The 15,247-nt window shown below is 57.3% G+C and carries 16 protein-coding genes; 5 read left to right on the top strand and 11 right to left on the bottom strand.

Features of this window, described 5'->3' with window-relative positions:
- Positions 1 to 40: 40 nt before the first annotated feature.
- Genes bioD through CAP31_RS01695 form a run of 6 tightly spaced genes read right to left on the bottom strand, consistent with a single transcriptional unit; the run spans position 41 to position 4,886 of the window.
- Entirely contained in the window at positions 41 to 721 is a 681-nt protein-coding gene (gene bioD / locus CAP31_RS01720; protein ID WP_087445957.1) for a dethiobiotin synthase, read from the bottom strand.
- On the bottom strand, positions 718 to 1,635 hold the full coding sequence (gene bioC, locus CAP31_RS01715) for a malonyl-ACP O-methyltransferase BioC (protein WP_223247328.1): 918 nt from the start codon (positions 1,633 to 1,635) through the stop codon (positions 718 to 720). The genes bioD and bioC overlap by 4 nt, the downstream gene beginning before the upstream one ends.
- On the bottom strand, positions 1,625 to 2,356 hold the full coding sequence (bioH, locus tag CAP31_RS01710) for a pimeloyl-ACP methyl ester esterase BioH (protein ID WP_087445956.1): 732 nt from the start codon (positions 2,354 to 2,356) through the stop codon (positions 1,625 to 1,627). Before bioH ends, bioC begins: the two co-directional genes overlap by 11 nt.
- On the bottom strand, positions 2,353 to 3,510 hold the full coding sequence (gene bioF / locus CAP31_RS01705) for an 8-amino-7-oxononanoate synthase (protein ID WP_087445955.1): 1,158 nt from the start codon (positions 3,508 to 3,510) through the stop codon (positions 2,353 to 2,355). Before bioF ends, bioH begins: the two co-directional genes overlap by 4 nt.
- A gap of 9 nt (positions 3,511 to 3,519) precedes the next feature.
- Positions 3,520 to 4,509: a biotin synthase BioB gene (gene bioB / locus CAP31_RS01700; protein WP_087445954.1), complete on the bottom strand. Its 990-nt coding sequence runs from the start codon at positions 4,507 to 4,509 to the stop codon at positions 3,520 to 3,522.
- Positions 4,506 to 4,886: a hypothetical protein gene (locus tag CAP31_RS01695; RefSeq protein WP_087445953.1), complete on the bottom strand. Its 381-nt coding sequence runs from the start codon at positions 4,884 to 4,886 to the stop codon at positions 4,506 to 4,508. Before CAP31_RS01695 ends, bioB begins: the two co-directional genes overlap by 4 nt.
- Before the next feature lie 61 nt (positions 4,887 to 4,947).
- Here CAP31_RS01695 and CAP31_RS01690 point away from each other — a divergent pair, with 61 nt between their 5' ends.
- Together CAP31_RS01690 and CAP31_RS01685 are read left to right on the top strand one after the other, a co-directional pair.
- Complete coding sequence (locus tag CAP31_RS01690; RefSeq protein WP_223247327.1) at positions 4,948 to 5,658, top strand: ComF family protein; 711 nt, start codon at positions 4,948 to 4,950, stop codon at positions 5,656 to 5,658.
- A gap of 202 nt (positions 5,659 to 5,860) precedes the next feature.
- A complete protein-coding gene (locus CAP31_RS01685; protein WP_087445952.1) occupies positions 5,861 to 6,679 on the top strand; it encodes a hypothetical protein in 819 nt (272 codons plus the stop codon).
- 90 nt (positions 6,680 to 6,769) lie between these two features.
- Here CAP31_RS01685 and CAP31_RS01680 read toward each other — a convergent pair whose 3' ends face one another.
- Positions 6,770 to 7,399 carry a tetratricopeptide repeat protein gene (locus tag CAP31_RS01680; RefSeq protein ID WP_087445951.1) on the bottom strand — a complete coding sequence of 210 codons (630 nt, stop codon included), beginning with the start codon at positions 7,397 to 7,399 and terminating at the stop codon, positions 6,770 to 6,772.
- A 12-nt stretch (positions 7,400 to 7,411) separates the two neighbouring features.
- Positions 7,412 to 8,290: an SDR family oxidoreductase gene (locus CAP31_RS01675; RefSeq protein ID WP_087445950.1), complete on the bottom strand. Its 879-nt coding sequence runs from the start codon at positions 8,288 to 8,290 to the stop codon at positions 7,412 to 7,414.
- Here CAP31_RS01675 and CAP31_RS01670 point away from each other — a divergent pair.
- Entirely contained in the window at positions 8,282 to 9,307 is a 1,026-nt protein-coding gene (locus CAP31_RS01670; RefSeq protein ID WP_087445949.1) for a CDP-6-deoxy-delta-3,4-glucoseen reductase, read from the top strand. The genes CAP31_RS01675 and CAP31_RS01670 overlap by 9 nt on opposite strands.
- Positions 9,308 to 9,345: 38 nt before the next feature.
- Positions 9,346 to 12,933 carry a DUF748 domain-containing protein gene (locus CAP31_RS01665; protein WP_087445948.1) on the top strand — a complete coding sequence of 1,196 codons (3,588 nt, stop codon included), beginning with the start codon at positions 9,346 to 9,348 and terminating at the stop codon, positions 12,931 to 12,933.
- Here the strand turns inward: CAP31_RS01665 and CAP31_RS01660 are convergent.
- Entirely contained in the window at positions 12,930 to 13,475 is a 546-nt protein-coding gene (locus tag CAP31_RS01660) for a DUF1415 domain-containing protein (RefSeq protein ID WP_223247450.1), read from the bottom strand. The two genes, CAP31_RS01665 and CAP31_RS01660, sit on opposite strands and share 4 nt — an antisense overlap.
- 132 nt (positions 13,476 to 13,607) lie before the next feature.
- Between CAP31_RS01660 and CAP31_RS01655 the strand changes: the two genes are divergently transcribed.
- On the top strand, positions 13,608 to 13,952 hold the full coding sequence (locus CAP31_RS01655) for a PsiF family protein (protein ID WP_087445946.1): 345 nt from the start codon (positions 13,608 to 13,610) through the stop codon (positions 13,950 to 13,952).
- A gap of 39 nt (positions 13,953 to 13,991) precedes the next feature.
- Here CAP31_RS01655 and CAP31_RS01650 read toward each other — a convergent pair whose 3' ends face one another.
- Positions 13,992 to 14,459: an isoprenylcysteine carboxylmethyltransferase family protein gene (locus CAP31_RS01650; protein ID WP_087445945.1), complete on the bottom strand. Its 468-nt coding sequence runs from the start codon at positions 14,457 to 14,459 to the stop codon at positions 13,992 to 13,994.
- Complete coding sequence (locus CAP31_RS01645; RefSeq protein WP_223247326.1) at positions 14,456 to 15,241, bottom strand: TatD family hydrolase; 786 nt, start codon at positions 15,239 to 15,241, stop codon at positions 14,456 to 14,458. The genes CAP31_RS01650 and CAP31_RS01645 overlap by 4 nt, the downstream gene beginning before the upstream one ends.
- Positions 15,242 to 15,247: the final 6 nt, after the last annotated feature.

The raw sequence follows: 15,247 nt of genomic DNA, 5'->3' as shown, positions 1-15,247 counted from the left end.
AGGGAACGACTTCAGACGAGTCGGCGTGTTGGTCAGCTCATCATAATGACAGCTTACCTATTTGTAAACGCATTGATACCTGTTGAGCAGAAACAGGATGTTGATATGGCAATATGCCCAACAATGGTGCAGAAATCCGTTGTTGCAGACTGGAAAGATTGTCTGCCAGCACCTGCATTTGCGGATCGAGCTGATTGGCCACCCAGCCCGCCAGAGTCAAACCCTGACCGACAATCGCCTGTGCCGTCAGCAACGCATGATTGATGCAGCCCAGACGCATGGCGATGACAAGTATCACCGGCAGATTGAGCTGACGGGCCAGATCGGCCATGGTTTCGGATTCATTCAACGGTACATAGAAACCGCCCGCGCCCTCGACAATCACCATATCGGCATGGCTTTGCAGATCCGCATAAGCCTGCCGCAGAGTGGCAATTTCTATTTCGGTTCCGGCTTGCGCGGCAGCGATATGCGGCGCAATCGGCGGGTCGAAGCGATACGGATTGCGCAGCGACAACGGGACATCCACATTGCTCGCCGCCTGCAACTGCGCCACATCTTCCCAGTACGGTTCGCCATCACACCACTCGCAACCGGCTGCCACCGGCTTCATGCCGACCACGCGCAAATCCTGTGCGGCAAACGCATGCAGCAACGCCGCCGATACCAGGGTCTTGCCCACCCCGGTATCGGTGCCGGTGACGAAATAACCGCGACTCACAGCAGCCCTTGTTCCGTGCGGCGGCGCTGGATATTCATCTGCACGATCTGGTAGCCGTCTGCGGTTCTGGTTTTCTGATTGACCCAGGCATGGCCGTAAATCACTTCATACGTTGCCGGCAAACGGCCGTCCTTGCGCCTGCGCTCGAACGCAGCTTCCAGCTTTTGCCAGCGCACGCGGCTGGTCAGCCCCGGATTGCGCCCGGCAGTGACATTGTGCGCGCCGATCGCTTTCAGTTCGCGCAGCATGGTCTTCAGATCGGCATAGGTCAGCGTGATATATTCCATGTCCATCACCGGGGTGTTGAAACCGGCGCTCACCAGCACATCGCCGATGTCATGCATGTCCACGAACTGGTTGACATGGGTATAGCCATCGACCTCGGCAAACGACGCCCGCAGCTCTTTCAGGGTATCCGGGCCGAAGGTCGCGAACATCAGCAGCCCGCCAGGTGCCAGTACCCGGTACAGTTCGGCAAAGCTCACGTTCAGGTCGTTGCACCATTGCAGCGCCAGACTCGACCACACCATGTCCACGCTGGAAGTCTTCAACGGCAGATGGTCGATATCGCCGCACACCGCATGCAGCGGGGCGCCGCGGCGCAGTTTCTGCCACAGGCTCTGCGGCGGACAGGCGATCCTGAGCATGGATTCCGCCAGATCCAGCGCCACCACCTCGGCATCCGGATAACGGCTGCGCAAGTGCTGCGTGCCGTAACCGGTACCGGCACCGGCGTCCAGCAGCACCTTGGGTTGATGCTTTATGTAATCCAGCCGCTCCAGCATGCGGTCGGCGATCTCGCGTTGCAGTACCGCATGGGCGTCATAGGTGGGCGCTGCCCGGTCAAAGGCAACGCGCACCAGATGCTTGTCGACAGCCAAAGCGTCATTCGCCATAACAGGATTATCTTTCATCTAAAAATTCAATTAACGCCGCTTCGAATTCGGCACGATGCGACAGGAACGGCGCATGCGAAGCACCCGCGATCGCATGCAATCGGCCGTTCGGCAAAGCTTGCGCCAACCATTCAGCCGCGCAGATCGGCGCCAGCTGATCAAAACTGCCGTGCACGACCAGCGTCGGCATGACCAATTGCGGCACCAGCTCACGCAAATCGGCTTGCAACAAAATTGTCAGCCCCGCCTGCAATACCGCGCTATCGGGTCTGCCGCGGGCAAACAATAAACTGCGCAAACGCGCCAATACCGCCCGCGCCGCATCGTCGCCGCGCGCCTGCAACGCCAGAAAACGTTTCAGCGTCACCTCGTAATTGACGCTCAGCTCATCGGCAAATTGCGTCAGTACCTCAGGCGCGATCGCGCATTGCCAGTCCGGACGCGTGGTGAAACAGGGATTGACCCCCACCAGCACCAGGCGTCGCACCCGCTGCGGCATCAGCCGCGCCAGCGTCATTGCCACTTGCCCGCCCAGCGACCAGCCACACAAATCAAACATTGGCGGCAATTCTTTCCCAAGCTCGACAGCCAGATTTTCCAGGGTATACGGCGCTACCGTGGCGTGCCCGCCGTAGCCAGGCATATCCACCAGCTGCGCCCGCGCACCCAGTGTTTCCGCCGTCGCCGTCCATACTCCGCCATGCATGCCCCAGCCGTGCAGCATTACCAGCGGCGTCATGCGTTACCCATTGCGTGCAACAGCTGCGCCACATCGGCGTCGGTATGCGCTGCCGACAAGGTGATGCGCAAACGCGCACTGCCAACCGGCACGGTAGGGGGGCGGATTGCAGGCACCAGTATGCCCTGCTCCAGCAGAGCAGCGCTAATGGCTAAGGTCGCTGCATTACTGCCGATGATGACCGGCTGTATCGGCGTCGCGCTCTCCAGCAATTCCCAGCCTTGCGCCTGCAAGCCACTACGCAATTGCGCAATCAGGCGTTGCAGGTGCGCGCGCCTGTCGTCGGCACTGACAATCAGCTCCAGACTGGCCAGCAATGCTGCCGACAGGATGGGCGGGGTTGCCGTGGTGTAGATATAAGTACGGGCTTTTTGCAGCAGCCAGATAATGACGTCGTATTCCGCCGCGACCACTGCGCCAGCCACGCCCGCCGCCTTGCCCAGCGTCGCCATGTAGATGATGCGCGGCGAGTGCAGGCCGAAATGCGCCAGCGAGCCGCGACCACCCGTGCCGAGCACGCCGAAACCATGTGCATCATCGACCAGCAGCCAGGCATCATGTGCCTCGCATAGCGCCAGCAGCGCAGGCAGATCCGCCACATCGCCGTCCATGCTGAACACTGCATCGACCAGCACCATCTTGTGGCGGGCAGTACTCGCTGTCATAAGACGCGCCAATGCCGCCAGATCATTGTGGGCATAACGGCTGAATTTCGCCCGCGACAGCAACGCCGCGTCGTTGAGCGACGCATGATTGAGCTTGTCGCCGAACACTTCGCCATCTCTTCCAATCAGCGCCGTGACCACAGCGAGATTGGCCATATAGCCGGTGGAAAACAGCAATGCCTCGGGCAAGCCGACGAATTCGGCAAAGCGCGCCTCGAACGCATGATGCGCGGCATGATGTCCGGTGATCAGATGCGAAGCCCCGGCGCCGACGCCCATATCCGGCAAAGCTTGCATCACTGCAGCAGCCAGCGCAGGGTGATTGGCCAGCCCCAGATAATCGTTGCTGCAGAACGATAGCAACTCGCGGCCATCGACCTGCACCCGCACAGCCTGCGCACCTTGCAGCATGCGGCGCTGGCGCAACAGGCCCTGTTCGCTAAGTGCGGTCAGCCCGGCTCGTATTTCAGTGAGTGCCGCAAACGTCATCGACCTGCCTTAACCGCAGGTATTGCAAGCCGCAGCACCTTGCGGCTGTATGCCCAGTTTGCTCAACAAATCGCGGTCACGCTGCACATCCGGGTTACCGGTAGTCAGCAGCTTCTCGCCGTAGAATATCGAATTTGCCCCGGCAAGGAAGCACAGCACCTGGATGGCTTCAGACATCGCGCTGCGCCCGGCCGACAGGCGCACATAGCTCTTGGCCAGCACGATGCGCGCCACCGCGATGGTACGCACGAACTCCAGCTGATCCAGCGCTTCGGTATCCTGCAACGGCGTGCCTTCCACCTGCACCAGCATGTTGATCGGCACCGACTCGGGTTGCGGGTTCAGATTGCCTAGCTGCGCGATCAGGCCCGCACGCTGGGTGCGCGACTCGCCCATGCCGACGATACCGCCGCAGCACACGTTGATCTCGGCACCGCGCACGCGTTCCAGCGTGTCCAGCCGGTCCTGATAGGTACGGGTGGTAATCACCTCGCCGTAGAATTCAGGCGCAGTGTCGAGGTTGTGATTGTAGTAATCCAGGCCGGCGTCCTTGAGCTGCTCGGCCTGCCCATCCTTGAGCATACCCAGCGTGGCGCAGGCTTCCAGCCCCAATTCCTTGATGCCTTTCACCATCTCCAGCACCGGCTCCAGATCGCGCTGCTTGGGACCGCGCCAGGCAGCACCCATGCAGAAGCGGGTAGCGCCGGCTTCTTTGGCCGCACGCGCCGCGGTCATCACAGTATCAATATCCAGCAGCAACTCGGCCTCGACGTCGGTGCTGTAACGCGCCGCCTGCGGGCAATAGCCGCAATCCTCGGAACAGCCGCCGGTCTTGATAGACATCAGCGTGGACAACTGTATGACATTAGGATCAAACGACTCGCGATGCACACTCTGCGCACGGAACATCAGGTCGCTGAACGGCAATGCAAACAACGCCTCTACATCGGCCACGCGCCATTTTGCCGCTTCCGCTGCAGGTTGGGTCATATCATTCATTGGTTTTCTACCTCTATGGTTAAGTCTTGCCAGTCTTCACGTCCGGCGCGGATAATGTCCCACAAGCCAAATGGCACGACGACGACAGCGATGATCGCCCAAGCGGCCACCAGCCCGTGCCAGTTATTGAATAACCCGTAAATCGGTTGGCCGAACACCACCATTGCCCCCGCAGCGCCGTAAAAACGGTAGCCGGAGATACGGTTGTAATATACGGTACGTGGATTGGGGTGATGCGCAATGGAGGCATACACGAATATCGATGCCGCAATCCAGATCATCAGTAACGGTGCGATCAAGGTAGCGATGATGCTGGCGATATTGAACAGACGCGCAGCAAACAGGGCGCTTTTGCCGGTAATCGTTTTGGTTGCCATTAGCCACTCCCGAATTTGATAATAGGCTGAATTTTCTTTGATTTTAACCAGATAGTCAATTTTGAACAATCCAATATTAAACATCTGCTTAAATTTTGCACGAAATCTGCTACCGCAACACTGCCTGTTGTGCACGGCTGAAGCCGGGCATGCAGCGTTGTGTCCGTCATGCATCGCGGAATTGCCTTTGCATCCTGCCCCTGCATGCCCGATTTGCGCTTACCCGACCCTGTCGGATGAAGTATGCGGTGCCTGCCTTGCCCACCGGCCCGCATATCACTGCAGCATCGCTGCTTACACTTACGCATTTCCGCTGAACCAGTTAGTCCGGGCGCTCAAATACCACCATCAGTTTGCGGTCATCGACACACTCATCGCGCCACTATTGGCGCGCATCGACGCATCGGCCGAGCCGCTGCCCGACGCTATCATCGCCATGCCGCTGCACCGCAACCGATTAAAGGAACGCGGTTTCAACCAGTCACAGCAGCTGGCACGCGCCATCGCCGGGAAACTGCAACTGCCCATGCTCGACCATGCCTGCCAGCGTAGCCGCGACACCCCGCCACAAGCCGCATTACCGCTGAAGGAGCGCCAGAGGAATATCCGCAACGCCTTCACCTGCGACAGCAGCGTCACCGGCAAACGCATCGCCATCGTCGATGACGTCATGACCAGCGGCGGCACGCTGGATAGCCTGGCGCGGGCGATCATGGCTGCCGGTGCGATTGAAGTGCAGTGCTGGGTAGTGGCGCGAGCGGTGTTGCGATAGACTGATCAATCAGCTGGCAAGAAGCGGATTGATCCTGGTCGCGAAATACTTTGTGTGCCGGCGCACATACGCCAGCACAACCGGTCGCTATAGTGTCGCGGGCGAATTGGCCGTGCTTTTTGCATTGAAGTAAGTAATTATATATTTATACTGAATTACCAGTAAGATCCGCCTAAATTTTCAGCCTAAAAAGGAATTTATTATGAATACCAGTAAAGCTTTGCTTTCTCTCGCTTGTGCCGTACTCTCCACTACGGCGTTTGCGGGCACCGCTGATATCAAGGCATCGAATAACCAGATCGGCGTTCAGTATATTTCCACTCATGTGGATTACACGGAAACCGGAAATGGCACATTGGGCGCTGCCGGTGCAACGCTGGATACGGAAACGGGATCTGTTCCGGGTTTTGCATTGTCAGTCTCGACGATGCAGGATTTGTGGCTGGGTAACGATTACATCCAGGCTGAATATAGCCGTAACAGCGGTCACACCAATTACGTCGGATCGCTGATCGGGGGTACTTATGGTTCTGTAGTGCAAGAAGATGGCGCAACGCTGACCGATTACCACTTCCGTTATGGCAAAGGTTACGTTATCAACGACCAGTTCATGGTAACGCCTTACGGCGAAATAGGTCGGCATAAATGGGATCGCGATGTGAACGCCGGCGAAACCTACACACACAATTACTACGGCATAGGGGTATTAGGCCAGTATTCCCCGGTCAGCAAACTGGTTGTATCCGGCAACGTCTTGCTGGGCCATACATTTGGCTCCAATATCGATGTCACGACTACCGGCCCTATTCCAGGGTTCTCGGCAGGTCTGGGGACATCAGCGCTTTATCGCGTTGGCGCCGCTGCTGATTACGCGTTCACCAAAGAAATCCACGGCAATGTCAGAGTTGATTACACTTCGTTCGACTACGGTGCCAGCGCTGTGCAACCCAGCGGTTATGGTGAGCCGGACAGCACGACCAAATACACGACCGTCAAGGTCGGTATCGGTTACGCGTTTTAATTCCTCCGGTTTATCTCGGCCCTCAAGCACATCAGCCTGATCAAGGCTGGTGTGTTTTGCGATTTAATCCTGTTCCACCGGGTTACAGCATTACGGCAAGGGCAACTGGGCTGCAAGATAATGATCCACCGCTTTGAGCAGGTTGCCGGGTACTTGCATTTCAAGCACCAGACGCTGAGCCGCAGCGACTTCCCCGTTACCCATGGTATGCATCAAAGCTTTCCTGTTCTTGACTGCATACACGCCGCCGACTGCATCCGCTTCGGCAGCAATACTGTACAAGGCGTACGCCACCACGCGCTGATACGACACCCCCTCCCCGTGCGCGTACATCCACCCCAGATTGTTTAACGCCAGAGCATGCCGTTGCCCGGCGGCTTGTCGAATCCAGATGATTGCCTGTGCGTAGTCCTGCGGCACGCCCTGGCCAGTTTTATACATCACCCCGAGATTGTATTCGCCATCTGCATTGCCTTGCTCAGCCGACCTGCGGAACCAGGCCACAGCTTGCGCACTGTCCTGTTGCACATTCCGGCCGCTGGCATACATTTCCCCGAGGCGGTTCTGCGCAACGGCATCGCCCTGATTGGCCAGCATGGTCACCTGCTTTGCCGCGGCCGCATCCTGGACCTGATGGAACTGCGCCGCCGAGCTCCCGTTAGCCAGCATCATGCATGCCGAAAGAATCACCCACGAACCCGCCCGAGTCGATAATCGCATAACCTGCCCCCTTTAAACGCCATAACCCTCAGCCACTGTCGGATACATCAAGCGCAAGCGCAGCTCCCGCTTCAAGCGTGCATTGGACAAGCGCCGGGATTCATTCATGAACGACAAACGCACGGCGCTCATGCTTTGCACAGCTTGCGCCAGCGGGATTTGCGGTGGCGCAGGCAAATCGAATGCCTGAGCGATGAACTGGAAATATGCGCCCATCTTCATCTCGCCTTCATCGCTGGCATGATAGATCCGTGCATTGCGGCCGCGATAGATCGCGAGTTCGGCGATACGCGCCAGATCGTCGGCATGGATATGATTGCTGTAGACATCGTCTGCCGCGCATAAGATCGGCATAGCAGCCCTGATACGCTCCAGCGGCAAACGCGATGCGGCATAGATTCCCGGCACCCGCAAAATGCTCACTTTCACAGCGGTATGACGAGCAAAATCGCGCAACTGCCGTTCGGCGTCCAGACGTCGGACGGCTCGTTCGGTGGCCGGACTCGCCGAGCGGGTTTCATCTATCCACGCCCCTGCACAGTCGCCATATACGCCGCTGGTACTGATGTAGATCAACCGCTGCGGCAAACTCCGCTGAGCCAATGCCGCCAATAAATTACCGGTACGCAAATCCGTACTGCCTGCGGTCGAAGTCGGCGCGAAATGCAACACGACGTCCGCAATGCCGGCAATTCGCGTTAAACTGCGCATATCGTCCAGATCCGCCAGCACCGGCGTGACGCCCTCGGTACGCAATTGCGCCGCCGCATCAGTTGAACGCACCAGACCAAATACGCGATAATGCGGTAATAGCCGACGCGCCGTGCGCAACCCCACATCGCCGCAGCCGACGATCAGTACACGTTTTTTCAAAGGATATTTATGTCGCATCAAATCACCATCCAGCCCAGTGGGCATACCCTGCTTGCCGAAGATCATGAAACCATACTCGCCGCAGCCCTGCGCGAAGGCTTCATGTTACCTTACGGTTGCCGCAATGGCGCATGCGGCAGTTGCAAAGGCAAGGTATTAAGCGGCGACATCGACTACGGCGAGTTTCAGTCCAGCGCGCTGACCGATGCCGACATCGCCGCCGGCAAGGCCCTGTTTTGCGTGGCCTGCGCTACCAGCGACGTCACCATAGAATGCCGCGAAGTCGGTGCCGCCAAGGATATCCAGATCAAGACACTGCCTTGCCGCGTGCACAAGCTGGAAAAGCTCGGCCACGACGTAATGGGCATGCATCTCAAGCTTCCCGCCAACGAACGCATGCAATTTCTCGCCGGGCAGTACATCGACATTTTGCTGAAAAACGGCAAGCGCCGCAGCTTCTCGCTGGCCAATGCGCCGCACGACGACGCCTTGCTGCAATTACATGTGCGCTACGTACCCGGCGGCGAATATACCGAGCACGTGTTCAACGCCATGAAGGAAAAGGACATCCTGCGCATCGAAGGCCCGCTCGGCAGCTTCTTCCTGCGTGAGGACAATGAAAAGCCGATCATCTTCATCGCCGGCGGCACCGGTTTTGCGCCGATCAAGGCCATGGTCGAACACGCGCTGTACCATCACGCCAACCGCGAAATGGTGCTGTACTGGGGTGCACGCCAGTTGCATGATCTGTACATGCCGCACCTCGCCTCGCAATGGCAGCAGGAGAATCCCAATTTCACCTTCATCCCGGTGCTCTCCCAACCCGCAGCCGAAGATGCTTGGCCGGGGCGCAGCGGACTGGTAGTCGATGCGGTAATTCAGGACTTCCCGAATCTGTCCGGCTATCAGGTCTATGCCTGCGGCGCACCGGGCATGGTCGAGGCAGCCCGCAATGCATGCATCGCGCACGGTTTGCCGGAAGACGAATTCTTCGCCGACGCGTTTTTATACCAATCGGATAACGCCACGACCTGAACCGCCTGTTGCAACCACTTTTTTTCTGGAGCATTGCGATGAAAAGACCAACTATTCTTCAATCTCCGCGTTTAAAGAAGTGGTCGCTACGGCTGGTTATCGCTACGCTGCTGTTCTGGATGGCAGGCTTCTTCATCCTGCCCTATGCTGCCAAACCATTGCTGGAAAAACTGCTGCAAGACAAATACCACCGTCAGGTCAGCATAGGCGACATCAGCATCAACCCGGTCATCCTTGCCGCGCGAGTCAAACAGATCGCCATGCTGGAGCCCGACGGCAAAACCCCTTTTCTCACCGCCAGAGAACTCTACGTCAATCTGCAGGCCCGTTCGCTCATCCAGGGCGCACCCATCATCGAAGAACTCAAGCTGGTCCAGCCTTACCTGCATATGGTGCGAACGGCGGCCAACACTTACAACCTTTCCGATATCGTCGCTGACATGTTGAAGCCAACGGATACCAAGACACTGTTTTCGCTCAACAATATCGAGGTAAGCAACGGCCGCATCGATTTCGACGACCAGCCGGAACAGAGCCATCATGTCGTCAGCGAGCTGAATGTGCGCGTGCCGTTTATCTCCAACCTGCCTTATAAATCGGATACCTATGTCACCCCGCTGCTGTCAGCCAAGGTAAATGGCGCATCACTAACTCTGAGCGGGCGCAGTCAGCCGTTTTCCGCAAGTCGCGAAACCGTAATCGACCTTAAACTGTCCGGCGTGGATCTGGCCAAATACATGGAATACGTGCCGGAAAAACTCAGTTTTTCCGTACCCAGCGCGCAACTCGATACCAATCTCACCGTTTCCTTTGCAGAAACTGCGCAACAACAGCCTACGGTCATCATCCGCGGCAGCGCCAGTCTGAGCAAATTGCGCGTAGTGCAGGCCGGCAATACGCTGTTGAGTCTGAACCGGCTCAGCGCCATAGTGGATAACGCCGACATCTTCGGCGGCCACATCAAGCTCAAAAGCCTGACCATCGATGCGCCGGAACTCAATGTGGCACGCAATCACAGCGGCAAGCTCAATCTGGCAGAGCTGTTGCCGGCATCCGCAGCGCCAGCGAAGAAACCGCCTGTCACTAAAGCAGCAGCCAAACCATTCGTATTTGAGGCCGATGGCATCAATCTGACGAAGGGCGTCGTGCATTTCAGCGACGCCGTACCGCAAACGGCATTCGACACCACGCTGCACGACATCAATATCAGCCTCAAGCAATTCTCGACTGCAGCCAACCATCCCGCTGCGCTAACAGCCAGCCTGATCACCGACAATGACGCAACACTCAAAAACAGCGGCAAGCTCACTGTACAGCCGTTCAGCGCCGAGGGCGATCTGACGCTCCATGGCATTCCGCTGCAGTACTACGCGCCCTATTACGCCAATCTCGTGCTATTCGACACTACGGGCACCATGAATGCGGCAACGCATTACCGCTTCAGCCTTGCCAACGGCACACCGCAGTTACAACTCGGTCAGCTCAGCGCTCAGCTGACGGATCTGCAACTGCTACAGCGCAAAACCCGATCCGCTTTCCTGAAAATAGCGCACCTGGCTGTCGACAACAGCGCGCTTGACCTCGGCAAACGCAGCGTCACGCTGGGCAGCATCAGTACCGATCAAGGCAGTGTGGACATTAGACGCAATCGCGATGGCATCATCGATCTCACGCAACTGCTGCCTGCCCATGGCAGCGCGGGTCCAGCCAAGGGCAAGCAAGCGGCCGAAAAAACGCTGGCGTGGGACATTGCCGTCAACAAACTGGCGCTACAGAACTACGCGGTCAATTTCACCGATGCCAGTCTGCCGCATCCTGCCGTCATCAAAACCAGCGCCATCAATTTAACGGCGGACAACTTCACGACGCGTCCGGGCAACAAAACCAATGTGGATCTGCATTTGTTCATCAATCGTACTGGCCGCCTTGCCGGCAAGGGCGTACTGACACTGGACCCGCTTAGCGCTGCGCTCAGCGTAGAAGCCAGAGGTGTGGATATCGTGCCGATGCAGCCTTATTTCGCCCATCTGATCAATATCACTGTCACCGATGGCGCGATTTCGACCAAGGGCAAACTGCAACTGGCCATTGCGCCCAAGCGGCCCGCCAAGGTCACTTACATCGGCAACGCCAGGGTTACCGGATTCGCCAGCGTCGACAATCAGGATTCGGAAGACTTCCTCAAATGGGATAACCTTGAATTGCAAAGCCTGCGGATGGCCACAGCACCGCAGCATGCGAACATCGGCAATGTCATATTGACCGGGTTGTATTCGCGGCTGATCATCAACCCCGACGGCAGACTGAATGTGCAGAACATCCTCAAGGACAGCGCGCCGACGACGACATCTGTGGCAGCGGCTGCGCCGGCGCCCAAGCAGCCGATCCCCGCACCGGCCAAGGCCGGGAATGCCCCGGCGCCATCCCCGGTCACCGTCAGCAAGATCGTTTTCAAGAACGGTCACATCAACTTTACCGATCATTTCATCCAGCCCAATTACTCTGCAAACCTCACCGGGCTTAATGGCGCCATTACCGGATTGTCTTCCGACCCGGCCAGCAAGGCCGACATTCTGCTGAACGGCAAGGTCGAGAATCAGGGGCAACTGGATATCAACGGCCAGATCAATCCGCTATCCGGCAACCTCTATCTGGATTTGCTGGCCAAACTCAGCGACTTCGAGCTGTCCCCGCTCACCCCTTATTCCGCCAAATATGCGGGCTACGGCATCCAGAAAGGCAAACTGAGCTTTGATGTGAAATACCACATCGAAAACCGCAAATTGTCCGCGGAAAATCACCTGTTCCTCAACCAGCTGACGCTGGGCGACCGGGTCGAAAGCCCCAGCGCGACCAAATTGCCGGTCACGCTCGCATTGGCACTGCTCAAGGACCGCAACGGCAATATCAACATAACCCTGCCTATCGCCGGCTCGCTGGACGACCCGCAATTCAGCATCGGCAGCCTGATTATCAAGGTCATACTCAATCTGCTGTCCAAGGCCGTCACCTCGCCGTTTGCGCTGATAGGCAGCATCTTTGGCGGCGACAGTTCGCAATTGAGCTATCTGGAATTTGCACCGGGTAGTGCGGTGATCGACCAGGCCGGCGAGACCAAACTGAAGGATCTGGGCAAGGCATTAGCCGACCGCCCCAGCCTCAAGCTCGACATCGCAGGCAGGATCGATGCTGATATCGACGCCAGCGGCTTGCGCCAGCTCGCACTGGAACGCCTGCTGAAAGTACAGAAACTGAAACAGATAGTGCGCAGCGGCTTATCCGTCTCGTCAGTCGATGACATCAAGATCGAGCCCAACGAATATGCGAACTACCTCAAACTCGCCTACAAAGCCGAGAAAATCCCCGACAAACCGAAAGTGATGGGGCTGATCGACAAGGACATCCCGCCCGCGCAGATGGAAAAACTGATGCTTGCCAACATCAAGGTCAGCCCTGACGATTTACGCGATCTCGCCTTGCGGCGCGCGCAGGTCGCGAAGGAATATCTGGTGCAGCAGGGCGCGATCGATGCCGCGCGCATCTTCATCACCACGGCCAAAACCGAGACCGAAGAACAGAAGAAACTGAAACGCAGCCGCGTCGATTTTATCCTGGGAGCGAACTAATCGGATGAACTCATCAGCCGTTTCCAGCCTGCGTGCCCTAGTGCACGCAGCGTAGCCATATTTTTCTCATAGATCTGCTCAGCTTCGGGGAAAGCGGCAACCGCGCGCTCCACGCTGTCTTCGCGCAACAGATGCAGCATCGGGTACGGCGATCGGTTGGTGTAGTTCTCGATGTCATCCGCTCCGGTATCGGCGAATTGGAACTGCGGATGGAAGCTGGCGATTTGCAGATCGTCGTTAAATTGCGGCTCGGCCGCCGCTGCATCTGCGACATCCAGGAAATCGTTGTAATCGAGAAAATCATCCAGCACGTACGGATGAATCAGCAATGTGGTGTCGATCACTTCAGGATCGCTCTCGTGCAGCACATACAGCTCTTCCAGCAAGTCTTCCAGCAGCGCTTCGGCTGTGGTCGCATTACTGACCGCATAACGGATTTGCTGCTTGACATGCACCGCCTTGGCGAAAGGGCATAAATTCAAACCGATCACGGCCTTTTCCAGCCAGTCCTGCGTATCCCTGATGACTTTATCGGCATCCAGACTCATGTTTAACTCCTTAATTGTGAGCTGCTAATTTTCAATTCGCCGTCAACCAACCAACTTGCTTAGCCGTTATACTTGGCATGCTGGACAACCGCTTCAGCATAACTACTTAAACTAATCGGAGGTTTCATGAATAAAATCCTGACCGCATTACTCATGTCCGCAGTGTTTTCCGTCACGTCCTTTGCCGCTCATGCCAAAACGACCCAGCAAGAAAAAATGAGCACATGCAGCAAGGAAGCTGCCAGCAAAACGCTGAAAGGCGACGAACGCAAAACCTTTATGAAATCGTGCCTGTCCGCCAAACCTGAGGCAGCAGCACCTGAGGCTGCAGCGGCGGCCGCTCCTGCCGTCCCTGCCCCGCAAAATGCGATGACTGCCTGCAACAAGGCCGCCACCGGCAAAAAGGGCGACGAGCGTAAAAAATTCATGAGCTCATGCCTGAAAGCCAAAGGTCCCGAAAACATGAAATAAGCTTCACGGGAGGGAGTCCATCCCCTCCCTGTTTTTGCTTTAAATCCAGCGCCGCACCCGGGCGCAATAATCAAGATAGGCCTGACCGAACTTCGCCGTCAAATGCGCTTCTTCATGAGCGATCACTCCGTAACGCATGATTATCCAGACCATCGGCAGCAGAAAGAGCGGCCACGCACTTCCCATCAGTACCGTCACCGCAAAATACACCAGCATATCCGCCACATAGATCGGATTGCGCGTATAGGCGAACGGTCCGTGCGTGACCAGCGTCGAAGCGGCCTTGTACGGATTCACCGTAGTATGGTGCCGCCATATCACCCACACCGCCCACAGCATCAGCGCAAGCCCGAAACCCAGCGCCCCCCAGGCCATTTGCCGCACCATATAGGACGCACCGAAACCCAGCGGCCATACTTGCTGCAACCACCATCCTGCGCCCAATCCAGCTGCATAAACCAGTGGCGGCGGTACCAGCGTGCGCGGGCGTCTCGTCAAATCAGTCATATTCTCTCCCCAAAAATCGCACGGACATTGTTCCCGGTCACTTGCGCTATCGTAGCCACGTCGACGCCGCGCAAGGCGGCTAATTCAGCGGCGATCTGCGCCAGATATTCCGGGCTGTTGCGCTGCCGATGTGCCCATACCGGCGACATGTCCGGCGCATCGGTTTCCAGCACGATCGCTTCCAGCGGCAATTGCGCTGCAAGGCGACGCAAATTCGATGCGCGAGTATAAGTGAACGCGCCGCCAAAACCCAGCTTGAATCCCTGTTGAATGAATCGCTCAGCCTGCTGCATGCTGCCGTTGAAGGCATGAGCGATCCCGCGCCGGATATCGAAGCGGCGTAACTGTTTCATGATTTCATCATTGGCATGACGCGTGTGCAGCAACACCGGCAAATCGAAATCGCGCGCGATTTTCAGTTGCTCCGCAAAGAAATAGGTCTGCCGTGTCACATCGACATCGGTAACAAACAGATCCAGACCGATTTCACCGATGGCGACCGGATGAGTCTCCGCCACCGCTGCGCGCAGCCGCGACAGATCATCCTGCTGATGCTGCTGCGCATAGATCGGATGCAAACCCAATGCCGGACGGCACAGCGGGTAGCGTGCGCAGATCTCATTCACCGCCGCAAAATTATCTGCAGTGACTGCTGGCACGATGATCCGCGTCACCCCGGATGCAACCGTTCTTTCCACGACCTCGTCGCGATCCGCATCGAATTCGCCGGCATCGAGATGGCAGTGGGTGTCTATCAGCGCTGGCAGCATCGAATCAGGCATGACTTA

Origin of the sequence: Sulfuriferula sp. AH1 (assembly GCF_002162035.1) — a bacterium.
In the GTDB taxonomy this organism is placed as follows: Bacteria; Pseudomonadota; Gammaproteobacteria; order Burkholderiales; family Sulfuriferulaceae; genus Sulfuriferula.
Note: the sequence above shows the minus strand (reverse complement) of the source record. Positions and strands in the feature narration are given on the sequence as shown.